Here is a 25313-nt window from a genome sequence, read left to right as displayed (position 1 = left end):
GTGTCGGCATTGAAGCTGAGCGCGATGATGCCCGCCTCCAGCGCCATCGCGTCGTCATGGGCGATCTCGACCACGTCGCGCGCGGCGCTGACCTCGAGCGCGCCGGCGCGGCTGAACACCACCTGCTCGGCGACGATCGCGGCCGGGCTACGCCCCGGCACCTCGGTGACCGGATCTTCGGCGACCGGCTCTTCGGTCACCGGCTCGGCGGCGGGCTCTTCGGTGACCGGCTCCGTTACCGGCTCGCTGCCGCCATCGGCGCCGTCCAGCCAGGCGCCGCCCTGCTGCAGATAGGCCAGGAACTCGGTGGCGCCCAGGCCCGAGGCCGCCAGCTCCGAGCCGGGCACCGCCACGAAGGCGGTCCAGTCCAGGCTGCCGCCTTCGAACAGCGCGTCGATATCGGCGTCGCGGCCATAGACGAAATTGTCGCCGATGGTCGAGGACTGGGTCTCGTCATAGAGGATCTTCATGACATTGCCGGCCACCGTGGTGCCGGAATTGTCATAACCCGCCTTCTCGGCCAGCCGGATGATGGCGCCGCCGCCATTCAGCGGCAGCAGCGTGTTGTTCTGCACCACGACATTGTCCTGGCCGCCATTGATATAGATCGAGTTGACCGAGCTGACCGCGATCAGGTTCTCCTCGATCAGCAGGTTGGAATAGCCCCCCGCCGCCGGGTCGGAGATGAAGATGCCCTGCGGCGTCACCGTGCTGTCGCCGGTGGCGCGGTCGTCATACATCACGTTCTGCCGGATGGTGATGTCATGCGGCGTCGCGCCGTTGGAGCCGAACATCTGCAGGAAGTCCGAGTGGTTGTAGCCCTCGGTGTCCGGGTCGCCGTCGTTGCGGTAATCCTCGGGCTGGGTGTCGAAATAGAAATTATGCTCGATCAGCCCGTTATAGCTGTCGCCGGTGACCCGCATCAGGTCTTCCTGGGCGCCGTGGATGTAATTGTTGGTGATGGTGAAGTTCTGCACGTCATTGATCAGCATGGCGTGGAAATTGCCGGCCACGTCATTGCCGTCCAGCACCAGCCCGTCGACATCCTTCATATAGACGATGCCGTCCACCGCCGCGTTCTTCAGCGCGATGCCCTCCGAGGAATAGGCCCGGAAGGCATTGACCGAGATGCCGTCGAAACTCAGATTCGCGCTGTTGTTCATGATCACGTCGCCGAACTGGGCGCCGCCCGGGTTCTGGGCCACGATCGTCACCGCGGAATCATAGGACTCCGTGATGTTGAGCGTGCCGTAATCGCCGTCTTTCAGTATGATGGTGTCGCCACCGTTTGCCGCATTGAGTGCGCTTTGCAACTCGGTCTGGCTGCCAACCGTAATCACCGCCATAGGTCAGGTGCCCCTTGCTGTGGTCAATCGTAAAAACTCATCCCCTTGTGAGTTCACCCTTCGGTCCAATCACGGTTACAATGAGGCGCGAAGCTGACCTTTTTTCTCCGAATCTGAACAAGTTGAGAGGCATTTGAGGCTGATTCCCGGACCGTCCGGACCGCGCCGGCCCGGCGGAAAGCCGCACATTCCCGCGCCGCACCGGCAAGAACCGGCAGGCCGCGCCCCGCCTGTGGGCGAAAGTCGACACATCCCGCCCGGCGCCGCCCGCCGGGCCGCCAGAAACAAGGAATTGATCACAGCGATGTCAAAATTTTGCCGTATTGCCCGAAACCGGACCCGGCGCGGCGCCGCGAAACCGCGCCCACAGAACTGCCGCATTCCCGGCGGCCTTCCGCTTATCGCGGCGATATTCGCCACCCTGCTCGCCGCCACAACCACCGCCAACGCACAAAACATCACCATCGCAAATGCCGAGGCACTCGCCGCGGCCTTGCAGCAGGCCCAGGGCGGCGAGACCCTGGTGCTGGCGCCTGGCGATTATGGCGACGTGACCGTGCGGCGCAGCTTTATCGACACCGTGACCCTCACCGCCGCCGAGCCGCATGGCGCGCGCTTTGGCAAGCTGGAGGTGCTGGGCGGCGGCGGGCTGCGGTTCCAGGGCATCGAGACCGAGATTTTCTCGGCGGTGCGCGAGGCCATCGGCATCGAGTTGCTGGATTCGCGGGTGCGCGCGCTCAGCTATTTCCGCAATGTCAGCGACATCACCCTGGAACGCAACGACCTGCGCGGCCAGCAGCACGCGCTGCTGCTGAACACGGTCAAGCGGTTCACCGTGCGCGGCAACCTGATCCACAATGCAATCGAGGATCTGATGCGGGTCACCGGCGACAGCCATGACGGGGTGATCGAATATAACCGCTTTTTCGATATGCATCCCGAGGATCACCGCGCCGCCGGCAAGGGCTATACCCATTCCGACGCGCTGCAGATGTTCGCGGTGGACGGCAAGACGCCGCGCTCCATCGTGATCCGCCGCAATCATATCTATGACGACCCGGCCACCGGCGCGCCGACGGTGACGCCGCAGGGTATTTTCCTTTCGGATGCCGGCCCGGAGGCCTATCGCGACATCCGGGTCGAGGAAAATCTGATCGCGGTGCGCTCGGCCAATTCGATCTATGTCAACGGCGGCCAGCACAACGTGGTGATCCGCAACAACAGCCTGATCCCCGGCCCGCAGGATGGCGGCGCGGTGATCCGCCTGGCGAACAAGCACAAATGGTCCAATGGCGGCACCACCGTCACCGGCAATGTGGTGAAGATCATCCATGACGAAAGCAAGGGATCAACGGTCAGCGGCAACCACGCCTATGGCCGCAACGCCGCGCTCGCCCGTCTGTTTGCCGGGACGGGCCGCAGCTGGCAGGATTTTCTGCCGCCGAAAATCAGCCCCATCGCCCTCGGCTCGGGCCTCGGCGCCGAGAAATACCTTCAGGACCTGCTGGAACAGGACCCGGGATAAAGGGGTTACCCGCCGCAGCGCAGGGCCTTCGCCAGGCTCTCGGGGCCGGCAAACCTGCCGGCGCCGCGGGTTTCGATCCGCCCGTCGACCAGCCGACTGAGCATCACCCGTGACCAGTCGGCATTGACGCTGACGATCTCGGGCCGGGCGCCGCAGGCGCGGATGCCGCCCGAAATGAACTCCTGCCCGATGCGGTGATTGGTCAGCCCGGCGCGGTTGGCCACCGGGTGCAGGGCGCCGTCGCGGAACCGCCAGATGCGCAGCACCCGCGCCAGGTGCGGGCGGTCGATATAGGCAATTTCGACAAAGCCGTCGCCATCCAGATCCGCCGCGCCCAGCGGCGACAGCCAGCGGTGGCGCTGGCCGATAAACGGCGTCGCCGCGATCAGCCCGTCCCGGTCATACAGCGCCAGGCGCGCGCCCTGTTCCACGTCGCTTTCGACCACCAGCGCCGCGCGGCGATCGGGCGCGATCTGCACGATGCGGGGCGCGGTATCTTCGAACACGCGGCTGGGTGGCAGGGTGATCCGGCTGCGCTGCGCGCCTGTCCGCAGCGTCAGGCTGCCCCATTCCAGCGCATCGCCCAGCACGCCGTGATCGTAGCGCCCGGTCGGGTCACCGTATTCGGCGGCGTCGGGGCCGCGGGTCTGCGCCGCGGCAGAGCAGGCAACAAGGCTGAGCAGAAGCGCCGCGACATGCGCGGCGCGGCGCATCAGATCTGCTTTTCGGGCATCTGCACGACCAGACCGTCCAGCGCATCGGTGACCTTGAGCTGGCAGGTCAGGCGCGAGCGCGCCGGGTCGGGCTCGAAGGCGAAATCGAGCATGTCCTCTTCCATGTCCTCTTTCGCCGGCAGCTTTTCGACCCAGGCCGGGTCGACATAGACATGGCAGGTGGAACAGGCACAGGCGCCGCCGCAATCGGCCTCGATACCGGGAATATTGTTGTCGCGCGCGCCCTCCATCACGGTCAGCCCGTTGGGGACGTCCACCACATGTTCGGTACCGTTATGCTCGATATAGGTGATCTTAGCCATGCGGGGTGCCTTTCTTCCGGTGTCCTGCGACGCCTTCCTAGCCAAGCGAAATCGCGCGCGCCAGTGCAATTTGCCCCGCACCGGGGCTGATCGCGCGTGGCCGGCGCGATTTGCCCGGATGACAATCAATACGCCTTTATCCCTCCGGCGCCGCGGCTTTTCGACAGCCGGGGCCAAATTCCTTGTGCCCCGGGGACGGTTTGCTAGGGTGACCGCGGCAACCGGGGACCAGCCCATGACGCTTGAGACGTTTCCGAAGACCGGCTTTCTGGCCGAAGCCTCCGATGCGCTGTCGGCGCTCTTGGGCGAGCTGTCGACCACAGTGAAGCTGAACGATGGCGACGTGCTGTTTGAACAGGGCGACGAGGCGCGCGAGCTTTACGCGGTGATGAAAGGATCGCTCGAGGTCAGCGTGCTGTCGCTCGACGGGCGCAAGCTGGCGCTGAACGTGCTGCGCGAAGGGGCGCTGTTTGGCGAAATTGCCCTGTTCGATCCCGGCGAACGCACCGCGACGGTCACCGCGCTGGAACCCAGCAGCGTGCTGCGGGTGCGCTATGACGATGTGCTGGACGAGGTGCGCAGCGCACCCGAGCTGGCGATCGACCTGATCCACCTGGCCGGACAGCGGATGCGCTGGATGGACCGGCAGTTGAACGAACAGGTGTTCCTGCCGATGCCCAGCCGGTTGGCGCGCAAGATCCTGTATCTGACCGACCGGCCCGAAGGCGGGCCCGCCACCCTGGCCCTGTCCCAGGCCGAATTGGCCGAATTTGTCGGCGCCACCCGCGAGGCGGTGTCGAAAACGCTGTCCTCGTGGAAGCGGATGGGGGTGATCGATTCGGCGCGCGGCGCGCTGTCGGTCAAGGACCGCGCGGCGCTACAGGCGCTGGCCGATCCCGACCTGATCTGAAGCCGGCCTATTCCTGGCGCAGCCGCGCCAGCACCCGCGCCCAGCCGCCCGGCACCAGCAGGAAGGACAGCAGGAAGCCGCAGACAAAGCCACCCAGATCGGCCAGCCAGTCGCTGTGCAGCCCGAAGAACAGCCCGAACAGCAGTTGCAGCCCCATCAGCACCGCGATCAGCGTAAAGGCCCGTGTCTGGTTCGACCCCAGCGTCGCCAGCCGGCGCCACAGCAGAAAGGTGAAGGCGCCGATCAGCCCGTAAACCGGCGGGAACACCCCCAGCAGCCAGACCTGGCTGCCAAACCCGATGGTGTAGATCAGCGCGCCGCCAATTGCCGAGCCGAAGAAGATGGCCAGCATCGCCAGCGCGCCATAGGTTTCCGCCACCAGCTTGCCCATCGCCAGGAACATCACCCCGCCGATCAGCATGCTGGTGAAATTCGCGTTGACGAAAGGATAGCTGACCAGGCGGATCAGGTAGCGCAGCGGCCATTGGCCGGTCTCCCACATCCAGGTCAGCACGGCGCCGTTGAAATGATAGGTCTCGATCGCGGCGTTGCGCCAGCCGATCGCCTGCGGCCCGCCGACCAGCCCGGAGGTGCCGGCCTGGAACACCAGCTCGATGCCGAGAAACACAAGAAACATCGCCGCCACGACAGGCGGCAGCGGATTGACCGCGCGGATTTGGTCCGGACTGCTCATCTGGCCTGGCCTCCCTCGGCTTCTTGACGGCGCATGACCCCATCGGTAAGCGAAGCGGGCCGAATTTTCCAGCCGGGAGTTGCCAGAACATGGTCGACGCGACATTCAAGCCAAGGGTCTTTTCCGGGATCCAGCCCTCTGGCAACCTGCATCTGGGCAATTACCTGGGCGCGCTCAAGCGCTTTGTCGACACCCAGAACGAAGCCGAGTTCGAAACCGTCTATTGCATGGTCGACCTGCATGCGATCACCGTCTGGCAGGACCCCGCCCAGCTGGCCCATAACACCCGCGAGCTGGCGGCCGGCTTTATCGCCGCCGGCATCGACCCGGCAAAATCCATCCTGATCAACCAAAGCCAGGTGCCCGAACATGCGCAGCTGGCCTGGATCTTCAACTGCGTGGCACGGATGGGCTGGATGGGGCGGATGACCCAGTGGAAGGACAAGGCGGGCAAGAATGCCGAGGCCGCCTCGCTGGGGCTGCTCGCCTACCCGTCGCTGATGGCGGCCGACATCCTGATCTACCACGCCACCCATGTGCCGGTGGGCGAGGACCAGAAACAGCATATCGAGCTGACCCGCGACATCGCCGCCAAGTTCAACCATGACTATGGCGTCGATTTCTTCCCGCTGGCCGAGCCGGTGATCGAGGGCGCCGCAACGCGGGTAATGAGCCTGCGCGACGGCACCAAGAAGATGTCGAAATCGGATCCGTCCGACGCCTCGCGCATCAACATGACAGACGATGCCGACACCATCGCCAAGAAGATCCGCAAGGCCAAGACCGACCCCGATCCGCTGCCCGACAGCTACGAGGGGCTGGCCGACCGGCCCGAGGCGCGCAACCTGGTGAATATCTATGCCGCCCTGGCGGAAATGACCCCCGAAGCGGTGGTGGCGGACCATGCCGGCCAGCAATTCGGCCAGTTCAAACCGGCGCTGGCCGATCTTGCGGTGGACAAGCTGGCGCCGATCACCACCGAGATGTCGCGCCTGATGGCCGACCCGGCCGAGATCGACCGCATCCTGGCAAAGGGCGCCTTGCAGGCCCGCGAGATCACCACGCCGATCCTGAAGCGCACCTACGAGATTGTGGGGTTGGTCGCCTCGGTCTGATTCCAGCGGCTTGGCAGCGGCTAGAAACCGAACCACGCGGCGGTGACATCTGCCGCAGCGAATTGACCGTCCGGGTCCAGCAGCCGCAGATCCTCGCCCTGGGCGGTGATCAGAACCCCGCCATTGGCCATGTCGCTGGCCTTGATCTGGCTGAAGGCGGTCACCCCTTCCAGCGCGATGCGATCGCCCTGGTCCGGGCGGAAATCGGTGGCGGTGTCGGTCTTGCCATCCTTGACGAAAGCAAAGGTATCCGAGCCCGCACCGCCGGTCACCCGGTCGGTGCCGCGGCCGTCGCTGACCACGTCATTGCCGCCGCCGCCCTTCACGATGTCATTGCCGTCGCCGCCATCGAGGATTTCGGCGCGTTTCGATCCGACCAGCACATCCTTGCCGCCGGCGGTGGCCACCACCGGCGTCGATTCCTGCGCCACCTTGTTCAGCGTCACCTTGTCATCGCCATCACCAGTGATCAGCAACAGCACCTTGGGCGAGTCCCCCGACAGCCCGGTCGACATCACCGTCACCGGCCCGCCCTCCTGGCTCAGCATCAGCTTGCCGGATTTCGCCGCCACGGTCATGTCGCGCTCGGTCACGAAGGTGACCCCGAACTCATTGCGGGCGAACATCGCGGCTTCGACCCGTTCGATCCCCTTCATGCCGATTTCGAACAGGTTGGCATCTGTCCCGCTGCCGGAATAGACCACGCGCAGCTTGGCCTGGGTGAAGACCATCGCCGCGTTCAGGAAACCCGGCGTGACCAGTTCCAGCACGTCGGTGCCCGCGCCGCCATTGGCGGTGGACACCGCATAGGGCGTGTTGGGCGCCGTCGCCTCGGCCTGCGCCAGCCGCGCCTTGACGCCGCCGCCCGGCCCGCTGTTCAGCGGGATATCCATGATCAGCCGGTCATCCCCCTTGCCGCCCAACAGCACGTCTTCCCCCACCGTGGGCGAACCGCCGGCCAACCCGCTTCTCAGGCTGTCATCGCCTTTGCCGCCTTCCAGCCGGTCGCTGCCGGCGCCGCCAATCAGCGTGTCATTGCCGCCCTGCCCCAGCAGCACGTCGTCATCATCGCCGCCATCCAGGCTGTCATTGCCGCCGCCGCCCTTCAGCGTGTCGTCGCCATCGCCGCCGGCCAGCTTGTCCGCGCCCCCGCCGCCCAGCAAGGTATCGTCGCCAAAACTGCCGTCCAGATCGTCCTTGCCGGCGCCGCCGACCAGGCGGTCATTGTTCAGCCCGCCATCCAGCACATCATTCCCGCCCCGGCCAAAGATCACGTCATCGCCGTTGCCGCCGCCCAGCGTGTCGTCAAAGGACGACCCCAAGAGCCGGGTGGCGCCGTCATAGAGTGCGGGCGAGGAAAAGGTCGCCACCCAGTCCGCCCGCTGCGGCGTGTCGAAAATCACATCGAAAACCAGCGGTTCGGGCGCGGTAAAGGTATCGAGCAGCGACAGGGTCACCCGCGTGACCGGCGTCGCGCCGACCTCGATCCGCCAGTTGAAGATCAGCAGCGGATCGGCCGGCTGCGGCGGGAAGCTGCCGTAAAAGGTGGCCTTGGCGCTGCCGTTGAACAGATTGGCCTGCAGCGTCAGCTGGGTCTCGTCGGTTTCCGCGGGTACCGATACCGCCGTGTAGAAATTGCTGAAGAGGTCCATGAAGGCGCTGTCGCTCAGCGTCACGCCAACCGTTTTTCCGCCGATGGTTCGCCCCGGCGCCGCGCGTGCATCGATCGTGGTCATGCCGCCCCCACAACAGCAGCCCGGCCAGGAGTCTACCACAACCCGACCGATTCGAGGCGCCCGCCCGCCACCGCCTTGACTCCCGCCGCCCGGTCCGCATCACTGGCGCCGCGCAAGTAGGAGGCAAAAATGGCAACCGGAACCAATATCCGCACCTATTTCGACGGCGCCTGGCATGCGGATGACGTCGCCATCCTGCGGGCCGCCGATCACGGTGCATGGCTGGGATCGGGCGTGTTCGACGGTGCCCGCCTGGTCGACGGCCTGACCCCCGATCTCGACCTGCATTGCGCGCGCGTCAACCGCTCGGCCGAGGCGCTGATGCTGACTCCCACGGTTACGACCGCGGATATGGTCGAGATCGTCAAGGAGGGGCTCGCCGCCTATGCGCCCGGCAGCGCGGTGTATATCCGGCCGATGTATTGGGGCATCGACGGCGATGCCACCGCCATCGTGCCGCAGCCCGACAAGACCGGCTTTGCCATCTGCCTGGAAGAGATCCCGATGGCCGATCCCTCGGCCTCGGTCACCCTGACCCGCACCCGGTTCCGACGCCCGGTGCTGGAAGACGCGGTGGTCAATGCCAAGGCCGGCTGCCTTTATCCCAACAACGCCCGGATGCTGGCCGAGGCGCGGTCGAAAGGCTTCTCCAATGCGCTGGTGGCCGATGCGATGGGCAATGTCGCCGAAACCGCCACTGCCAATGTATTCATGGTGCGCGACGGCGAGGTGTTCACCCCGGTGGCCAATGGCACCTTCCTGGCCGGGATCACCCGCGCCCGCCATATCGCCAACCTGGAGGCCGATGGCGTGAAGGTGCACCAGACGGTGCTGAGTTTTGCCGATTTCGAGACCGCCGACGAGGTGTTCCTGTCCGGCAACATGAACAAGGTCACACCGGTCACCGCCTTCGACGACACCCGCTACCAGCCCGGCCCGGTCACCCGCCGCGTGCGCGAGATGTACTGGGACTGGGCCGCCTCGACCGCCTGACCGCGATTTCCCAGGGTCCCGCCACGGAAACCTAAATAATTTGTAAATTTCCCCCGCAGATGCCCTTGAGCTTCCCGCGCAGACGATTTAGATACACCCCACTGGCGCGGGATGGAGCAGTCCGGTAGCTCGTCAGGCTCATAACCTGAAGGTCGTAGGTTCAAATCCTACTCCCGCAACCAACAAAAAAGGCCCCCACGCATATCTGCGCTGGGGGCCTTTTTTGGTGCGGTGGCCGCATCACGGGACAGCGTCTACAAGCTGTCGCACAACGTCTCGGCCGCGCGGCGTTCCAGATCGGTGAAGCTGTCCGCCACCGGGCGCGCGGCCTTCAGGGCCGGCAGTCGGGCGGCATAGTCCAACTCCGACATCGTCGCGAGTGCGGCTTCGATCTCGTCGGCGTTCTGGCAAATCACCATGCCGGCCGTGTCGAAATAGTCATGGATATTGGGGCAGCCCCAGTAGATCGGCACGGTCAGGCAGAGCAGCGCGTCGATCAGCTTCTCGCTGAAATAATCCGGCTCGCGCACATTCTCGATCACCACGGAATAGCGGTAGGGCGCCAGCCCGTCGGCCTTGCGCTCGAACGGGGCATAGCCGCCGCCCATCACCGCCACGTCCCGCCCGGTGGCGCGGATATGGTCGACGATGCGGTGGCGCAGCTGGTGGCCGGCGCTGTCGCGCTTGGCCGAGGCGATCAGCGAACACATCGCGGACTTGTCCGTCACCCGTTCGCGCCAGTCCGGCACCCAGGTGGTGCCGTAGGGCAGGAACAGCCCATTGGGGATGCGGGAAAGCAGCGCGCGGTTGAAGCTCAGCACCCGAAAGAAGCGCCGATGGGTCAGCCGCAACAGGCGCAGATGGCGGGCATGGATGATTGCCGGTTCGACCACCATGATCGACACCTGTGCCCGGATCCCGCGCCGCAAATCAATATGCGAAGTGGTTTTGGGATAGACAATCAAGTGATCCGCCGGCCCCATATCGCGCAGGCGCCCCTGGCCCAGACGTTCGGGGCGGCCCAGCGGCCAGTTGAGATCGGACAACGGAATGTCGGCCAGGGCACGGCCCTGGCGGTGGCCATAGGGCAGGATGGCGATGGCGGGATCGGACACTGCCCGTTCAGCCCGCCGCATCGGGCAGCATGACTTCGCCGCTCATCAGCACATAGCCCGGACCGGCGACGCGGATGCCGGTCATCGCCTGCGCCGGGCCCACCCGGGTGACGCGGGCCTGGCCGGGCCGGTCCAGCCAATGGCCCTGTTCGGCAACAAAGCTGTCTTTCGGCATCAGCCCCTTGGCCCAGAGATAGGCCGCCATTGCCCCGGTGGCCGAGCCGGTGAAGGGATCCTCCGGCGGGCTGGGCGGCGCCAGCAGCAGGCGCGAAAAGGTGTCGCCCGCCGGCGTGGCGCCCTGCAATGTGACCAGGAAGGGTTCGGCCATGTTGCTGCCGCCGCCGGTCAGGTCGGCCAGATCGTTCAGCGCCCCCAAATTCAGCCGCGCGGCGCGCAGGGCGGCGTGGTCGCGCAACACGGTGATGACGAATGGCAGCCCGGTCGACACCAGCTGCGGTATGCCAACCACCTCTTCCGGGGCAAGGCCCACGGCGCGGGCGGCAAGCGCCGGGTCAACCTCGACCCCGAATTCGGGCGCGACCTGGGTCATCTCGACCAGATCGCCGTCCAAGGTGATCGGCACCACCCCTGCCCCGGTTTCCAGCGTCAGGCTGTCGCCGCTGACCAGGCCGCGTGCGCGCAGGGCCGCGACGGTGGCAATGGTCGGATGACCGGCAAAGGGTATTTCGCGGCTGGCCAGGAAATAGCGCACCCGGACATCGGCGACCTGGGAGGGCCCGGTAAACGTGCATTCCACCAGAGAGGTTTCGCGCACGAATCCCATGCAGGTGGCATCATCCAGGCCCGCGCCGTCATGGACCACCGCGCAGCCGTTTCCACCGAAGGCCCGGCCGGTAAAGGCATCGACCCAGTCAAAGCGGAAACGGCGCATAAGCGGACCTTTCGGGCGGTGCAGGCGCGCGGCCCGTCAGTGCACGCTTACCGGCGCAAGGTCATGCTGGCGGGCCAGGATAAAGGCCAGCTTGCGATCGGCCACCAGTGCCAGCTGCTGGCCGTCGGCATCATGCACGGCATAGAGGTGTTGCAGATCGCCGGCCTCGTCGCGGACCTGCTTGGGAAGGTCGGCCACATCGACAGGTTTGACATAGACAATCCGCTGGGCCGCTTCTTCAACTTCAAAAGGCGTGTTCATCGCTCAGCCCTTTCTGATACTGATCGTTTTCACGACGGCTTCGGGAACGGCACGGGTCAGATCGACATGCAGCAAACCGTTTTCGATTACCGCCTCACCTACCTCAACGCCTTCAGCCAGCACAAAGGTCCGTTGAAACTGACGCGCGGCAATGCCGCGGTGCAGATAGATTCGGCCTTCGCTGTCGTCCTGCTGGCGTCCGCGGATCACCAGCTGGCGGTCCTCGACGGTGATCGCGAGGTTGGCTTCGGAGAAGCCCGCCACGGCAAGCGTGATCCGGTAGGAGTGATCCGAGGTCTGTTCGATGTTGAACGGTGGATAACCTTCGTTGCCCGATTTCGCGGTGCGCTCAAGAAGGCGTTCCAACTGCTCGAACCCCAACAGGTGGGGGTATGAGCCCAAGGTAAGTTTCGACACGTCTTGCGGTCCTTTTGCATGAAAGCGACACGTGTGCACGGCCCCGTTTTCGGCAACCGCGCAACAGGAATATGGGAAGGTTTTACGAGATCCACAAGGTCTAGGCGAAAACATGATCTGATTGTAATCTGGGACCCTGCCCAGCCTGCCTGCCGAGTCGCCAGAATGAATGCACCCGCCGATATTTCGATGAAAACAGACGATGTTCTGCGCGTCGAGCTTGAAGTGTTTCGCCGCCAGCACCGCGACCTGGACGAAGCGATTGCGGCCCTGGTGGAAAAGGGCACCGGCGACCAGCTGACCATTCAGAGGCTGAAAAAGCAGAAACTGAGGCTAAAGGATCTGATCGCCCTGATCGAGGACCGCCTGACCCCCGATATCATCGCCTGACGCGGCAATTTGCACCGGTGGCAAAGTTACATTGCCTGCCGTGCCGGTTTGGCTATAGTGCCCGTTCTTCGGCGGCAGGGCCGGACAGGCGGGGACAGGCAATGCAGGAAACACACGTCGGCATCATCATGGGAAGCCAGTCGGACTGGTCCACGATGAAAGAGGCCGCATTGATGCTGGACGATCTGGGGGTGGGGTACGAGGCGCGGATCGTCTCGGCGCACCGCACGCCGGACCGGCTGTGGGATTACGGCAAAAGCGCGGTGTCGCGCGGGTTGAAGGTGATTATCGCCGGGGCCGGCGGCGCGGCGCATCTGCCGGGCATGATGGCGTCCAAGACGCGCCTGCCGGTGATCGGCGTGCCGGTGCAAACCCGCGCGCTGAGCGGGGTCGATTCGCTTTATTCCATCGTGCAGATGCCGCGCGGCTTTCCGGTAGCGACCATGGCAATCGGGTCGGCAGGGGCGGCCAATGCCGGGCTGATGGCCGCCGGCATCCTGGCCCTGCAGGATCCGGCGCTGGCGCAACGGCTGGACGCGTGGCGCGCGGCGCTGTCCGCCTCGATCCCGGAGGAGCCGCAAGATGACTGAACCGCTGGCCCCGGGCGCCACCATCGGCATTCTCGGCGGCGGCCAATTGGGCCGCATGCTGTCGGTCGCGGCGGCGCGGCTGGGCTTTTCCAGCCATATCTACGAACCCGGCGCCAACCCGCCCGCGGCCCAGGTGGCGGCGCAGGTCACCTCGGCCGATTACACCGATGAACAAGCGCTGCGCCGCTTTGCCCGCTCGGTCGATGTGATCACCTACGAATTCGAGAACATCCCGACCGAGGCGCTGGATATCCTGGAGGAAGACCGGCCGATTCATCCCGGGCGCGAGGCGCTGCGGGTCAGTCAGGACCGGCTGACCGAAAAGACCTTTCTGCAGGCCTTGGGCCTGAAAACTGCGCCCTTCGCCGATATCGACAGCCTGGACAGCCTGGAGGCCGCGCTGAAGACCATCGGCACCCCGTCGATCCTGAAATCACGCCGCTTCGGCTATGACGGCAAGGGCCAGGTCCGCCTGCGCGATCCCGGCGAGGCCAAACGCGCCTTTAGCGAGATGTTCGGCGCCCCGTCGATCCTGGAAGGTTTCGTCGATTTCCAGCGCGAGGTCTCGGTGATCGCCGCGCGGGGGCTGAACGGCGAGGTCGCCTGTTTTGATCCCGGCGAGAACGTGCACCGCGACGGCATCCTGCACACCACCACGGTTCCGGCCCGGTTGAGCGGGGCGCAGCGCGCCGATGCGGTATTGCTCGCCGGTCAGATCCTGAACGCCCTGGATTATGTCGGGGTGCTGGGCGTGGAACTGTTTGTCACCGGCGAGGGGCTGGTGGTGAACGAGATCGCGCCACGGGTGCATAATTCGGGCCACTGGACCCAGAATGGCTGTACCGTCGACCAGTTCGAACAGCATATCCGCGCCATCACCGGCTGGCCGCTGGGCGATGGCCGGCGCCACCTGGATGTGGTGATGGAAAACCTGATCGGCGATGCGGTGGAAACCGCGCAGGACCTGGCCAGGGAACCGGGAACGGCGTTGCACCTCTATGGCAAGGCCGAGGTCAAGCCGGGGCGCAAGATGGGCCATGTCAACCGGATCACCGGCCCGGCGGGCGGAAGCTAGGCCAGGAACCGCGCCGCCAGGGCACCGTTCAGATAGCTGACCCGCCCGGCGCAGAGCGTCGCGGCGACACGCAGCGTTGCCTTGTCCAGCAGCACGATATCCGCCCGCTTTCCCGGCGCCAGCCTGCCCCGGTCGTCCAGCCCCAACAACCGCGCTGGGCCGTCGGAGACCAACCCCCAGGCGGTGGCGAAATCGCAAATCCCATCGCGCCACAGCCTGAGCGCGGCGCGGCGCAGCGAGGGATAGTGATAGTCCGAGGCCAGCGCGTCGCACAGGCCCAGGCGCACCAGTTCGGCGGCGCTGACATTGCCCTTGTGCGACCCGCCGCGCGACACATTGGGCGCGCCCAGGATCACCGGATCGCCGCCCTCGCGCGCCGCGCGGGCAGCCGCCTCGGTTTCCGGAAACTCGGAAATATGCACGCCGCGCGCGCGCCATTCGGCGCGGTCCTGCGCGCTGTGTTCGTCATGGCTTCCCATGCGCACGCCCTGCGCCGCCAGCACCTGCGCCAGGCGGTCCAGCGCTGCGGGAACCTTGGGGCCGTTGGCATGTAGATCCAGCAACAGCTCGAACTGTTTCTCCGGGTTGCGCCCGGCCTTCAGCGCCTGCCCGGTCAGCGCCTTGGGCCGCCGCCCTTGGGCCAGCCGGTCATGCGGCAGGTGGTCGTTGAACACCACATAGCTTACGCCCCACTCGGCCAGCAGGCCGGGCAGTGCCGCGAAATGGTCCAGCATATGGGTTTCGAACCGCAACTGCGGGATCAAATCGGTCACCAGCACGTCGCGTTCGGCGGTGATCGCCGGCAGCACCTGCGCGGCAAAGTCCGGGCCGCGCAGCCCGCCCTCCCAGCTGTAGAACTGCGCCATCACCCCGGTGGTGATGCCGTTCGCCGCCAGCTCGGCCTCGGCCGATGCAATACCCTCGCCGATATCCGGCATCGCGCCGCGCCGGGGGGCGACGTGGCGTTCGAAACCGTCGCCATGCGCATCGACCACACCGGGCAGCACCAGGAACCCCGATACGTCCACGCGCCGCCCGACCGGTTCGGCGCGGATGCGTCCTGCGGCGATGGACAGGCACCCGACTTCCAGCCCGGCACCGGGGCGCAGCACTTCGCCGCCCTCGAAATCGACGTTCAACACGCTCATTCGCTGGCATCCCCCAGCGGCGCGTCGGCGCAGTCCTGCAGGCCCAGGCAGGCATCCTGAACCAGTGCCAGCACCGCCTCGGACCACGAGAGTTCGGGGTCGAACCGGCCGAATTCGAGGAATTGCAGTGTTTCGACAATCACCCGCGGATTGTTCATCATGAAGGTATGGGTGACCGGCAGGGTCAGATGCGCCGCCATCCCCTGCACCCGGGTCGAGGCGACCGACACCTTGCCGTCATCCGGGCCGGGGATCAGCGCGGACAACACCGGGTTCAGCGTTTGCGTGCCGGCGATGACCCCCAGGGGAAAGTCCACCGGCGGCAGGCGGTTCGGCCAGCTGTCGGGTCCGGTGCCCAGTTGCAGGCCCGCCGGGCCGGCGATCAGGCCGAACACCTCCCAGTCGCCCAACTCGTCCACCACCTCGCTGCCGTGATTGGGCGGGCCCAGCATCACGGTGCGGCCCAGCTTTGCCGGCCGGTGCGATTGCAGCCAATAGCGGATCAGGATGCCGCCCAGGGAATGCGACACGAAATGCACCTGTTGATCGCCGCAGGCGGCGATGGCGGGCGGCAGGGTGGTGCGGGCCAGGTCCGGGATCGGCTTGTCGGTTGAAGGATAATCGGCATTGACCACGGTATAGCCGCGCGCGGTCAGCACCTGTTCCATCACCGCAAAGGACGCATCGGTGCGCAACAGCCCGTGCAGCAGCACGACGCAATCCGCCGCCGCGGACAACGGCCAGAGCAGGAAGAGGGGAACAAGCCAGCGCATGGCCGTTGCTTAGGCCGGTTTCGGCGCGAAAGAAAGCGTTCAGCGTTGCCGACGCAGCGACAGCGCCACGCCGCCCAGCACCAGAACCGCCCCCGCCACCACGCGCAGCCCGACGGTTTCGCCCAACAACAAAACGCCGCCCAGCACCGCGATCACCGGCACGCTCAGCTGTACGATGGCGGCGATTGCCGGGGCGATGCCCGGCAGCAGACTGTACCACAGCGCATATCCCAACCCGGAGGTCACCGCACCCGACAGCACCGCCAACGCGACCCCGGCGGGCGTGACGTTCAGCGGCCCCGCCGTCAGCAGCGGCACCAGCGCGGTCAGCGGGAGCGCCAGGCAGAAATTCGCCGCGGTCCCGGCCAGCGCATCCGGCTCGGTGCGGCCGGACAGGGTGTAGATCGCCCAGCCGATGCCCGCCGCCGCCATCAAGGCCGCCCCCAGCGGATCAGTCCCCTGCGCACCGGCGGGGTTGAGCACGACGATCAACCCGCCAAAAGCGATCAGCGCTCCGGCGATCTGTTGCCCGTTGGGCCCTGCCCCTCGCAGCGCCGACAGCGCAAAGATGGTGATTTGCACCGTCCCGAACAGGATCAGCGCCCCCAGCCCTGCATCAAGCGTCAGATAGGCCAGCGAGAACCCGGCCATGTAGAGCGCCAGGGCAAAGGCGCCCACGGCCCTTTGGCGGGTGGCGAAAACAAGCGGTATGCCCTGCAGCAGCGCCAGCGCCACCAGCACCAGCGCCCCGGACAGCACCCGCAATGCCGCGAAGGATCCCGGATCGGCATGGCCGCCCTCCACCGCCATCCGGTTGAGAATGGAGTTCGCGGCAAAGGCCGTCATGGTCAAGGTGATCAAAAACGCGCGCATCACTCGCCTTTCGCGCGTCCCGGGCCGCGCTGCAAGCGCCATCGCTCAGCCAAAGGCATCGGGATAGATCAACTCCGCTTGAGGCCGGTCATTTCCCGGCCGCAGGATCAGCGTGTGATCGATCGGATAGGGCGAGCTCAGCCGTGCCGCGCGCTCAAGCGAGAAACCCGCGCGGGCGTAAAATGGCGGGTCGCCCAGCACCACCACCGTGTCGATGGCGCTGCTACTGCTGCGGATGGAGGTGACAAGGTCATGCATCAATTGCGATCCCAGATGCACGCCCTGCGCACCGTTCTGATACGCCGGCAGCACCGCCACCGGTGCCAGGCAGGCCCAACCGTCCGGCGCGCGCATCCGCGACAGCGCGTAATACCCCACGATCCGGCCGTGCCAGGGTGTCACCACCTCGGACAGCATTTCGCCGCCTTCACGCAGCTGGTGCACCAGCTCTGCCTCGTCCGCACCGGGAAACGCCGCGCGCAACAATGCGTCGATCTCGCGGTGATCCGCCGGGGTGGCCGGCCGTGAAGGATCGGGGGAAGAAACCATGACCTTACCCTTGGCTTGCAAACATGACGGGCTGACCCCGGCAGAGTTTTCACCGGTTAGCCACCTTGCCAGTATCGCCCACGCGCAGATCACCCAACAAGTTTCGCAAGTCCCGGTCAACTCGACCCGGGCCACCCCGGCCCCTACCCGGTTCCTGCCGCATCGTTATTTGCGGCGGGAGGGAACTTGCCATTGATGAATCGCGTTTGGATTAAGGCTATAATGTCGCCCGAATGCGTGGCGCCTTTGATCGCAGGGGGACAGGGTGCAGCACAGCCAGCAAAACAGGTCGGAAACCAAGATCGCGCGTCCAATCGCCGAGGCGAACCAGGACAACGCGGCTAACACAGTTCGGCCGATCCTCCTGGACAACCAGGTCTTGTTGCCACTGATTGCCTGCCTGATCGGGGTGGTGACGGTGTTCATAATCCTGTACCTGGCGCGGTTTTTCTTCTCGCCGGTCATCTCGGCCTTTGTGATGGGGATCGTGGTTTCGCCCCTGTCCCGCCTGTTGCGCAAGCTGCGCCTCAATCGTGCGCTTGCGGCGCTGGCGACGATGCTGTTGGTCCTGGCGGGACTGGCGGCGCTGATCTTTGCGCTCGAGCCCTATATCACCTTCGCGATCCAGCGCGGGCCGGCGATCTGGGCCGAATTCCGCGATGCGCTGAACGGGTTCACCCAGATGCTGAAAGGGCTGGGCGACATTTCCAAGGATATCGCCGCCTCGGTGACCGGCGCCGGCGCGGGCGAGGTCGAAGCCGAGCCCGAGGTCGAAGTGCCCAGCTTTACCGACGCGCTGTTCTACGCGCCCCAGGTGCTGGCCCAGATCATGGTGTTTTCCGGGACATTGTATTTCTTCCTGCTGGCGCGCGGCGATGTCTATGCCTGGATCGGCGCCTCGATGCCGGTGCTGACGCGGGACGACCTGGACCGCGCCGAACGCAAGGTGGCCCGCTATTTCCTGACCATTACCGCGATCAACGGCGCCTTCGGGACGATTGTCGGTATGGTGATGATGGTGCTGGGCATGCCCTCGCCGGTGTTCTGGGGGCTGATGGCCTTCCTGTTGAACTTCATCGTTTATCTCGGGCCCATCCTACTGGCCGCAGCGCTGCTGGTGGCCGGGCTGGTGGTGTTCGATGGCCCCTTCACCGTCGTGCCCGCGCTTGTCTACATGGCCATGAACGCCACCGAGGGCCAGTTCGTCACCCCGGCGCTGGTCGGTCAGCGGATGTCGGTCAGCCCGCTGCTGGTATTCCTGTCGCTGACCTTCTGGCTGTGGTTCTGGGGGCCGATTGGCGGGATCATCGCCATTCCGCTGATGATCTGGACCATCACCATCACCGAAGCGGCGCTGGGTCAGAGCATCAGCGCCGGGTTTCCCGGCCGAGAGGCGCAGAGCCTGAAAAAAGCCCGTGCCGGGTAGGCACGGGCGCATTCTAGTTTGCTTTATTCACAAGACCCCGGCGATCGGCCGGGGTCTTGGTTTTAGTTACGCTGTAATCGCGCGCAGCATCCAGGCCGCCTGCTCGTGAAAGGCCGACCGCTCGGTCGCCAGATCGGCGGTCACCGGGTCCTTGTTCTCTTCGGCCAGTTCGATCAGGGCGTGAAAGCGATGCGCCACGCGCTCGTGATCTTCGGCCAGATCGGTGCACATCTCGCCGGCAGACGGCGTCTTGTCCTTATCCTTGATAATCGAGGCCGAAACGATCGCATCCAGCCGGGCCGGCGCCAGCTTGCCCAGGGCCCGCACCCGCTCGGCCAGTTCATCCGCGGCGTCGAACAGGTTTTCATATTGCTCTTCGGTCAGCTTGTGCAGCGAAAAGAACAGCGGACCTTCGACGTTCCAGTGATAGGCGTGCGTTTTGAATGTCAGCCGATAGGTATCGGCCAGCAGATCCGACAGGCCCTCGGCAATGCTCTCGGTGTTTCGGACACCCGATTTGACGTCGTGATCGGTCGGGGTGACTTCGAGTGCAGCAGACATAAGCTTCTCCTTTATTACAAAAAACGGCGCGGGCCTTTTCCCTTCAGGCCCGCGAGGGTTCGGTCAGGTTGGGAATTGAATCTCAGAGATTAGATATGGCGCGGAGCCGAACGCGGCCCGGCGACCAGCCAGATCAGGAAACCCACCACCGGCAGCAGCAGGACCAGTAGCGTCCACAGCACTTTGCTGCCTGTCGATGCGGACGATCCGATGATCGATACGATGGCCCAGATATCCAGAATAAGGATGATCAGGCCGCCCAGCCCTGTCACTTCAAGCATGTTCTTTCTCCTCTGATACGTCTGCCTGCTTAACGCCCTCGACCGCGCTTGGTTCCGGTTCGGCAGGTCCCAGACATGCGAAAGCCCGCGACAACGCGGGCTTTCGTCTTGGATTGATGGTAAGCTTTAGCCCTCGTAATCGGGCATCGCTTCCAGCTCTTCCTTGGTCATGTTCACATGGACACGGATCGCCGAGCCATCCGCCTCGCGCTCGAACTTCAGCTCGTCCAGCGCCAGCATCACAGGCTTTTCGCCGATCCCCAGGAAACCGCCCACGTCAACCACCGCACCGTCGATCTGGTTGTCCGTGTTGACCACCAGTTCGGATACTTCGCCGATCCAGTTTTCCGCAGCGTCATAGACCGGGGCACCGGTCATCTCTTCCACCCCAACGCTGGCGGCTTCGACTTCGACGTACTCAACCTCGGCCGCTTCGGCATCGGCGTTCTCGGTCATGTCGGTGTCAGTCGCGGTCGTGCCGGGGGCCACAGCCGCGTCGGTATCACGCTCCATCGCGGTTTCTTCGGCCATGCCCTGCTGCGACCAGTCATATTCCGGCGCTTCCTCGAACTGGCCGCGATTGGCGGTCATCACCAGGAAGAAATCGTTGACATCTTCGGGCGTGGCGTCATCCGCAACAAACCGCAGCGAGTCCATATTCACCGCGATCTGCCGTTCGCCGATGCCCAGGAACCCGCCGATATCGACCAGCACGGCGTCGATCCGGCCGTCGCGTGACAGTACGACGTCGTTGATCTCGCCAATATCTTCCCAGTTGTCCTGAATGCCGTCATAGCTGACCGCATCGCTGGGTTCTTCCATGCTGTAGACCCGCATGCCGATGAAGTCCGATGCACGGAAGCTTTCAATGCCGGGGCCCGACAGAAATGTCTCGTCGTTCATCGGTGTCGTGGTCCCCGTCTGAGCGTGACCAGCGGTGGCGGCCATCGCGATCAGGGCTGTCGTCATCATAAGGCGTTTCATGATTGATCTCCTTCCTCCTTGGGTGCCGGAGCACATCCGGCGATTGGCTGATCAACCACCATCGAGGCGATTTTGTTCCCGCCGCTCTGCATCTTCGAACCGCTTGCCGCCGCGGCGAAAACTCAGAGCCTTGCGGGGAACGAAGCGGCGGCCCGGGCGTTTCGTTTTCGACGTCGACAACCGGGACATGCCCGATAAAATGAACACCTCCGCTGCGCAGGGGGCCATGGTGCAGGCCCGCATGATCATTCTTTTCAACGGCGGGTCGGGCAAGCGCGACACCGCCCATGTGCCTGACCGGATTCGTGCCGCGTTCCGCGACTGCGGCATCGAGGCCGAGATCCGCGTGCTCGACCAGGACATCGACATCACCACCGCCGCGCGCGAAGCGGTGGAGCTGGGCTTTGACACCATCGTGGCGGCGGGGGGCGATGGCACCATCTCGGCCGTGGCCAGCGTGCTGCGCGGCAGCGGCGCGGTGCTGGGCATCCTGCCGCTGGGCACCTTCAACTATTTCGCCCGCTCGCTGGATATCCCGTTGGAGATCGCCGACGCGGCCAAGCTGCTGGGCACCGGGGTGCGGCGCAAGGTCCGCGTCGCCTCGATCAACGACAGGACCTTCCTGAACAATGCCAGCCTGGGCGCCTATCCCGCCATTCTGGAAACCCGCGAGAAGATCTATCGCCGCTGGGGCCGCAGCCGGATTGCCGCCTATTGGTCGGTGCTGGTCGCGCTGTTTACGCTGCGCCGCCCGCTGCATTTGCGGATCGAGGCGGGTGAAGCGGTGATCGAACGCCATACGCCGCTGGTCTTTGCGGTCAACAATGCGTTCCAGCTGGATCAGGTGGGGCTGAGCGGGCGCGAGGAAATCGCCGCCGGGCGGTTGGCAGTGTTCATCGCGCCGCATACAAACCGGTGGGGTATGCTGCTGAACTCGTTGTTGCTGGCGCTGGGGCTGGCCGGGAAAAACGAAAATTTCGACATGGTCGCCGCCGATCATATCCGCATCGAAGAACGCCGCAGTTCGCGCGATGTCGCCTGCGATGGCGAGCGGGCGAAGATGGACGCGCCCTATGAGTTGCGCGTGATCGAAGACGAACTGACGGTGATCGTGCCCGCCGCACAGCAGGACGAGGTGCGGTGAGACGGCTGGTGCATCTATCCGACCTGCATTTCGGCCGCGACCGCCCGGAACTGGCCGAGCCGCTGATCGCGGCGGTGAACGCGCTGGCGCCGGACCTGGTGGCCATTTCCGGCGATTTGACCCAGCGCGCCCGGCTGAGCCAGTTCCGCGCCGCGCGCCGGTTCATCGACCGGCTGCAGGCGCCCGCCCTGGCCGTGCCCGGCAATCACGATGTGCCGCTGCACAATCTCCTGTTCCGCCTGGTCTGGCCCTGGCGCCACTACCGGCGCTGGATATCGCGCGATCTGGAACCGCAATATCGCGATGACGAGATGATCGTTCTGGGCGTGAACACGGTGAATATCCTGGCCCATCAAAGCGGCTGGTTCACCCCCCGGGCACTGGCGCGCGTGCAGCGGATTTTCGACACCGCCCAATCCGGTCAGGCGCGCATCGTGGTGGCGCATCACCCGCTGGAACAGTTGCAGGGTGAACGCAAAAAGCCGATGCGCGGGGCCGCTGCGGCGCTGGAGGCGCTGGCGCAGCGCAAGACCGATGTGATCCTCACCGGGCATCTGCACAACTGGCAGGCCGCGCCCTTTGCCGAAAAACCCGGCCGCAACTCGGTTTTGCAGGTGCAGGCGGGCACCGGTCTGTCCTCGCGCAAGCGCGGGACGGACAATGATTTCAACCTGCTGGAGATCGACGGCACCGCCATCGGGGTCACCCGCTATGCCATCCTCCGCGAGGCGCTGGATTTTGTACCCGTTGAAACCCGCCGATTCGTGATGGATGCGGCGGGCTGGAAAGCGGCCGAACCATCGCTGGGCTAAGCCGGCCTTGCCGGCGGCGCCTTCGGCCGGCGCGGGGGACATGATGGAACCGGACGGTTCATGCCTGCCGCGCGGATTGATCCGGGTATTGCCGCGCCGCGGCCCAATCAGACAGGGCAGCCCGGCTGGCCTGCCACATCTGGGTCAGCGCCTGCAGCTGATCGGGTGCGACGGGCCCCCGTGCCGCCTGCGCCTCGATCTCGCCCAGCGCAATGCGCAGCGCGGCCAGTCCGAAGGAGCCACACGAGCCGGCACATTTATGCGCGGCGCGCCCCAGATCGGGATCCGCCGGGGCGCTGGCCGCCAGCGCGGCAATCTCGGAGTCAAGCTCGGCCAGGCACATCTCGACCAGCTGGTCGAACTCGGCCGCACCCAGCGTGTTCGCCAGTTCGTTCAGCAGAACGGTATCCAGCAAGCCCGGCGCTTCAACCTTGGGTTCCGGCGCAGCGGGGGCCGGACCGCCGGCCAGTTCATTCAGCAGGTCGATCAGTGTCTTCCGGTCAATCGGCTTGCTGAGACACCGGGTCATCCCGGCCTCGTAAAAACGGGTGATCTCTTCGGGCAGCGCATGGGCCGTCACCGCCACGATCGGCACGTCGGCCGAGGCACCCTTGCCGGCGCGGATCCGGCGCGTGGCTTCCTGCCCGTCCATCACCGGCATCGAGATATCCATCAGGATCACGTCAAAGGCCTGCGCCTGCGCCTGCGCCACCCCGGCCTGCCCGTTCACCGCCTCGGTCAAACGATGCCCCTCGGCCTCGATCATGGCGCGCGCGACAAAGCGGTTGATCTCGTTATCCTCGACCAGCAGGATCGACAGCGGCCGCGTAGTCGATGTCCGGGCCGGTGTTGGTGCCAGTGTCGGGGCCGGCGCTGGCACCGTGGCTGCGGGCACGTCCTGCTGGTGCTGCACCGGCAGCGGCAGTTGCAGCCAGAACCGGCTGCCCGCGCCCAGCCTGCTCTCAACACCAATCTCGCCCCCCATCAGGCCGACAAACCGCTTGGAGATGCCCAGGCCCAGCCCGGTGCCGCCGGCCTGGCGCGCATAGGAGGAATCGAGCGTTTCGAAATCTTTGAAAATTCGCTCCTGATGTTCGGGGGCGATGCCGATGCCGGTGTCGATCACCCGGAATTCGACCAGATCGCCCGGCCCCGGCAGGCGTTCCACCTCGATATCGATGGTGCCGCCACGGGTGAACTTGATCGCGTTGCTGACCAGGTTCAGCAACACCTGGCGCAGCCGCCGCGCGTCGCCCAGAACCTGCGCCTCGGCCGGGCCGCAGCAGGCCCAGGCCACGGTATTTTCGTTGGCCGCCGCAAGGCTCATCGTGGTTTCGACCACGCCGTCCAGCAACCGCGTCATGCTGAACGGGCGCCGTTCCGCCTGCAGCTTGCCGGCCTCGAATTTTGACAGATCCAGCACGTCGTTGACCAGCCCCAGCAGCAAGCGGCCCGAAGACTGCATATGATCCAGCAGGTCGGTCTGGTGACGGGTCAGGGTGTGATCGCGCAGCAGTTCCATGGTGCCCAGCAGGCCGTTCAGCGGCGTGCGCATCTCGTGGCTCATCAGCGCCAGGAACTCGGCCTTGGCCTTCTCCCCGGCAAGCGCCCGGTCGCGCGCCACGGTCAGGTCCTTCTCGGCCGCCTTGCGACCGGATATATCGCGGATATGCGCCACGTAGACGCGCTCGCCCGCATCCTCGGCCATGTCCATCGAGATCTCGACCGGGAATTCGCGCCGGTTGCGATCCACCGCGACGGTTTCGAACAGGCGTTCATGCGGCAGCGGCCGCTTGCCGTTTTGAAACGCGTTCAGCGGCCCGGACAGCAACTCGTCGCGCACCTGTTCCGGGTGGCAGAGATCGACGGCACGGCGCCCCAGCGCCTCGGCCCGGGCATATCCGAACAGGCGGCGCGCGGCCTCGTTCATATCGGCGATGCGGCCGTCGTCGCCGCTGACGATGATTGCGTCCACCGCCGCCTCGACCACGGTGCGGATCCGGGTGCCGGCGCGCTGCGCCGCCCGCGCGTGCTGCGCCGCTGCGCGGTAGAGATGGCGAAAGGAAAACGCCAGCAGCGACAGCCCGCACAGCAGCCCGGCCAGTACCAACGAGAGGCGGAACAGGGTCAGCACCAGCTGTTCGCGGCGCTGATCCGACAAGGTGGCAAAGGCGGCAAGCCCGGAAAACGAGATCTGGCGGACATGGGCATAGACCAGCCGCGCCGTCGCGGCGATCTCCGGCAGCGCCGCCGCCAACGCCGCATCGTCGCCGTCGATCAGCGGCAACAAGGCGGTGAGAAACGTGCTGATCTCCTGGTGCGGGCCGGCGAATTCCGGTTCCCTCCGCAGTGACCGGAACACCGCGCCGCTCTCGAGAGTGTGCATCCGGCTGTAAAACACATCATACCGCCGGCGGACATCACCCAGCGGGCCGCTCTGGCTGTGCGCCTTGTTCACCGCCAGTTCGAATTGCAGGAATTCCACCCCGGCCTGGGCCAGGCTCCATTGCAGGTTGTCCGAATTGGCGGTGCTCAGCTCGTCGATTTCGCGCAGCACCAGCCAGGCCATGCCGGCCACCGTTCCCATGCAGAATACCAGCAGGAGGACGATCGCCGATGTGCGCGTCCAGAGGTTGCGCCGCCTATCGGGGCCGGTACCGGCCACGC

27 protein-coding genes and 1 tRNA gene are annotated in these 25313 nt (G+C 65.5%); 11 read left to right on the top strand and 17 right to left on the bottom strand.

Going from position 1 to position 25313, the window contains the following annotated elements; all coding sequences use genetic code 11:
• Positions 1-1346: right-handed parallel beta-helix repeat-containing protein (locus CVM52_RS05720; RefSeq protein WP_205964889.1), on the bottom strand; the 1346-nt coding region annotated here is incomplete at its 3' end.
• 304 nt (positions 1347-1650) lie between these two features.
• Between CVM52_RS05720 and CVM52_RS05715 the strand changes: the two genes are divergently transcribed.
• A complete protein-coding gene (locus CVM52_RS05715) occupies positions 1651-2871 on the top strand; it encodes a right-handed parallel beta-helix repeat-containing protein (protein WP_100161583.1) in 1221 nt (406 codons plus the stop codon).
• Between the two features lie 5 nt (positions 2872-2876).
• Here the strand turns inward: CVM52_RS05715 and CVM52_RS05710 are convergent, their stop codons facing one another.
• Positions 2877-3584 (bottom strand): hypothetical protein, encoded by a 708-nt coding sequence (locus CVM52_RS05710; protein ID WP_100161582.1) that lies wholly within the window; start codon positions 3582-3584, stop codon positions 2877-2879.
• Positions 3584-3907 carry a 2Fe-2S iron-sulfur cluster-binding protein gene (locus CVM52_RS05705; protein ID WP_100161581.1) on the bottom strand — a complete coding sequence of 108 codons (324 nt, stop codon included), beginning with the start codon at positions 3905-3907 and terminating at the stop codon, positions 3584-3586. Before CVM52_RS05705 ends, CVM52_RS05710 begins: the two co-directional genes overlap by 1 nt.
• Before the next feature lie 235 nt (positions 3908-4142).
• On the opposite strand from CVM52_RS05705, the gene CVM52_RS05700 reads away from it, so the two are divergent.
• Positions 4143-4817, top strand: a complete 675-nt coding sequence (locus tag CVM52_RS05700) for a Crp/Fnr family transcriptional regulator (RefSeq protein ID WP_100161580.1) — start codon at positions 4143-4145, stop codon at positions 4815-4817.
• A 7-nt stretch (positions 4818-4824) separates the two neighbouring features.
• Here CVM52_RS05700 and CVM52_RS05695 read toward each other — a convergent pair whose 3' ends face one another.
• Complete coding sequence (locus CVM52_RS05695) at positions 4825-5511, bottom strand: rhomboid family intramembrane serine protease (protein ID WP_100161579.1); 687 nt, start codon at positions 5509-5511, stop codon at positions 4825-4827.
• 89 nt (positions 5512-5600) lie between these two features.
• On the opposite strand from CVM52_RS05695, the gene trpS reads away from it, so the two are divergent.
• Complete coding sequence (gene trpS, locus CVM52_RS05690; protein WP_100161578.1) at positions 5601-6626, top strand: tryptophan--tRNA ligase; 1026 nt, start codon at positions 5601-5603, stop codon at positions 6624-6626.
• Between the two features lie 20 nt (positions 6627-6646).
• On the opposite strand, the gene CVM52_RS05685 is transcribed toward trpS, so the two are convergent.
• On the bottom strand, positions 6647-8362 hold the full coding sequence (locus CVM52_RS05685) for a calcium-binding protein (protein WP_100161577.1): 1716 nt from the start codon (positions 8360-8362) through the stop codon (positions 6647-6649).
• A 129-nt stretch (positions 8363-8491) separates the two neighbouring features.
• On the opposite strand from CVM52_RS05685, the gene CVM52_RS05680 reads away from it, so the two are divergent.
• Both CVM52_RS05680 and CVM52_RS05675 read left to right on the top strand, forming a co-directional pair.
• A complete protein-coding gene (locus tag CVM52_RS05680) occupies positions 8492-9355 on the top strand; it encodes a branched-chain amino acid aminotransferase (protein WP_100161576.1) in 864 nt (287 codons plus the stop codon).
• Positions 9356-9460: 105 nt separating this feature from the next.
• A tRNA-Met gene (locus tag CVM52_RS05675) sits at positions 9461-9537 on the top strand.
• A gap of 72 nt (positions 9538-9609) precedes the next feature.
• On the opposite strand, the gene CVM52_RS05670 is transcribed toward CVM52_RS05675, so the two are convergent.
• From CVM52_RS05670 to CVM52_RS05655, 4 genes are read right to left on the bottom strand one after another with little or no spacing between them, the layout of a single operon-like run.
• Positions 9610-10470, bottom strand: a complete 861-nt coding sequence (locus CVM52_RS05670) for a glycosyltransferase family 10 fucosyltransferase (RefSeq protein ID WP_240620872.1) — start codon at positions 10468-10470, stop codon at positions 9610-9612.
• Positions 10471-10477: 7 nt separating this feature from the next.
• The gene (locus CVM52_RS05665) at positions 10478-11362 is read right to left on the bottom strand and encodes a PhzF family phenazine biosynthesis protein (protein WP_100161574.1); all 885 of its coding nucleotides are present in this window, start codon (positions 11360-11362) and stop codon (positions 10478-10480) included.
• A 36-nt stretch (positions 11363-11398) separates the two neighbouring features.
• Positions 11399-11623 (bottom strand): DUF1150 family protein, encoded by a 225-nt coding sequence (locus CVM52_RS05660; protein WP_100161573.1) that lies wholly within the window; start codon positions 11621-11623, stop codon positions 11399-11401.
• A 3-nt stretch (positions 11624-11626) separates the two neighbouring features.
• Positions 11627-12040, bottom strand: coding sequence for an Hsp20 family protein (locus CVM52_RS05655; RefSeq protein ID WP_100161572.1), 414 nt, complete (start codon positions 12038-12040; stop codon positions 11627-11629).
• A 165-nt stretch (positions 12041-12205) separates the two neighbouring features.
• Between CVM52_RS05655 and CVM52_RS05650 the strand changes: the two genes are divergently transcribed.
• The 3 genes from CVM52_RS05650 to CVM52_RS05640 all read left to right on the top strand — a co-directional run bounded on the left by CVM52_RS05650 (position 12206) and on the right by CVM52_RS05640 (position 14095).
• Positions 12206-12430, top strand: a complete 225-nt coding sequence (locus CVM52_RS05650) for a YdcH family protein (protein ID WP_100161571.1) — start codon at positions 12206-12208, stop codon at positions 12428-12430.
• A 101-nt stretch (positions 12431-12531) separates the two neighbouring features.
• Positions 12532-13020, top strand: a complete 489-nt coding sequence (purE, locus tag CVM52_RS05645) for a 5-(carboxyamino)imidazole ribonucleotide mutase (protein WP_100161570.1) — start codon at positions 12532-12534, stop codon at positions 13018-13020.
• A complete protein-coding gene (locus CVM52_RS05640; protein WP_100161569.1) occupies positions 13013-14095 on the top strand; it encodes a 5-(carboxyamino)imidazole ribonucleotide synthase in 1083 nt (360 codons plus the stop codon). The genes purE and CVM52_RS05640 overlap by 8 nt, the downstream gene beginning before the upstream one ends.
• On the opposite strand, the gene CVM52_RS05635 is transcribed toward CVM52_RS05640, so the two are convergent.
• Genes CVM52_RS05635 through CVM52_RS05620 form a run of 4 tightly spaced genes read right to left on the bottom strand, consistent with a single transcriptional unit; the run spans position 14092 to position 17438 of the window.
• Positions 14092-15243 carry an alpha-D-ribose 1-methylphosphonate 5-triphosphate diphosphatase gene (locus tag CVM52_RS05635; protein WP_100161568.1) on the bottom strand — a complete coding sequence of 384 codons (1152 nt, stop codon included), beginning with the start codon at positions 15241-15243 and terminating at the stop codon, positions 14092-14094. The two genes, CVM52_RS05640 and CVM52_RS05635, sit on opposite strands and share 4 nt — an antisense overlap.
• Positions 15240-16016 carry an alpha/beta fold hydrolase gene (locus CVM52_RS05630; RefSeq protein WP_100161567.1) on the bottom strand — a complete coding sequence of 259 codons (777 nt, stop codon included), beginning with the start codon at positions 16014-16016 and terminating at the stop codon, positions 15240-15242. The genes CVM52_RS05635 and CVM52_RS05630 overlap by 4 nt, the downstream gene beginning before the upstream one ends.
• 39 nt (positions 16017-16055) lie before the next feature.
• Positions 16056-16889 (bottom strand): DMT family transporter, encoded by an 834-nt coding sequence (locus CVM52_RS05625; protein ID WP_100161566.1) that lies wholly within the window; start codon positions 16887-16889, stop codon positions 16056-16058.
• Positions 16890-16934: 45 nt separating this feature from the next.
• Positions 16935-17438, bottom strand: coding sequence for a GNAT family N-acetyltransferase (locus CVM52_RS05620; RefSeq protein WP_100161565.1), 504 nt, complete (start codon positions 17436-17438; stop codon positions 16935-16937).
• 379 nt (positions 17439-17817) lie between these two features.
• Here CVM52_RS05620 and CVM52_RS05615 point away from each other — a divergent pair, with 379 nt between their 5' ends.
• Positions 17818-18864 carry an AI-2E family transporter gene (locus tag CVM52_RS05615; protein ID WP_172720921.1) on the top strand — a complete coding sequence of 349 codons (1047 nt, stop codon included), beginning with the start codon at positions 17818-17820 and terminating at the stop codon, positions 18862-18864.
• Between the two features lie 66 nt (positions 18865-18930).
• Here the strand turns inward: CVM52_RS05615 and CVM52_RS05610 are convergent, their stop codons facing one another.
• From CVM52_RS05610 to CVM52_RS05600, 3 genes are all read right to left on the bottom strand, one after another.
• Positions 18931-19425, bottom strand: a complete 495-nt coding sequence (locus CVM52_RS05610; protein WP_100161563.1) for a Dps family protein — start codon at positions 19423-19425, stop codon at positions 18931-18933.
• Between the two features lie 89 nt (positions 19426-19514).
• Positions 19515-19706, bottom strand: coding sequence for a PLDc N-terminal domain-containing protein (locus tag CVM52_RS05605; protein WP_100161562.1), 192 nt, complete (start codon positions 19704-19706; stop codon positions 19515-19517).
• A 126-nt stretch (positions 19707-19832) separates the two neighbouring features.
• Positions 19833-20690 (bottom strand): PRC-barrel domain-containing protein, encoded by an 858-nt coding sequence (locus tag CVM52_RS05600; protein WP_172720920.1) that lies wholly within the window; start codon positions 20688-20690, stop codon positions 19833-19835.
• A 199-nt stretch (positions 20691-20889) separates the two neighbouring features.
• Between CVM52_RS05600 and CVM52_RS05595 the strand changes: the two genes are divergently transcribed.
• On the top strand, positions 20890-21834 hold the full coding sequence (locus tag CVM52_RS05595) for a diacylglycerol/lipid kinase family protein (RefSeq protein WP_240620871.1): 945 nt from the start codon (positions 20890-20892) through the stop codon (positions 21832-21834).
• Positions 21831-22646 carry a metallophosphoesterase family protein gene (locus CVM52_RS05590; RefSeq protein WP_100161560.1) on the top strand — a complete coding sequence of 272 codons (816 nt, stop codon included), beginning with the start codon at positions 21831-21833 and terminating at the stop codon, positions 22644-22646. Before CVM52_RS05595 ends, CVM52_RS05590 begins: the two co-directional genes overlap by 4 nt.
• A 58-nt stretch (positions 22647-22704) precedes the next feature.
• Here CVM52_RS05590 and CVM52_RS05585 read toward each other — a convergent pair whose 3' ends face one another.
• A complete protein-coding gene (locus CVM52_RS05585) occupies positions 22705-25233 on the bottom strand; it encodes a hybrid sensor histidine kinase/response regulator (protein ID WP_100161559.1) in 2529 nt (842 codons plus the stop codon).
• Positions 25234-25313 lie beyond the last annotated feature (80 nt).

The sequence above is a fragment of the Pseudooceanicola lipolyticus genome (assembly GCF_002786325.1).
Lineage (GTDB): Bacteria > Pseudomonadota > Alphaproteobacteria > Rhodobacterales > Rhodobacteraceae > Pseudooceanicola_C > Pseudooceanicola_C lipolyticus.
The sequence above is the reverse complement of the archived record's forward strand: the minus strand, read 5'-3'. Positions and strand labels throughout refer to the sequence as shown.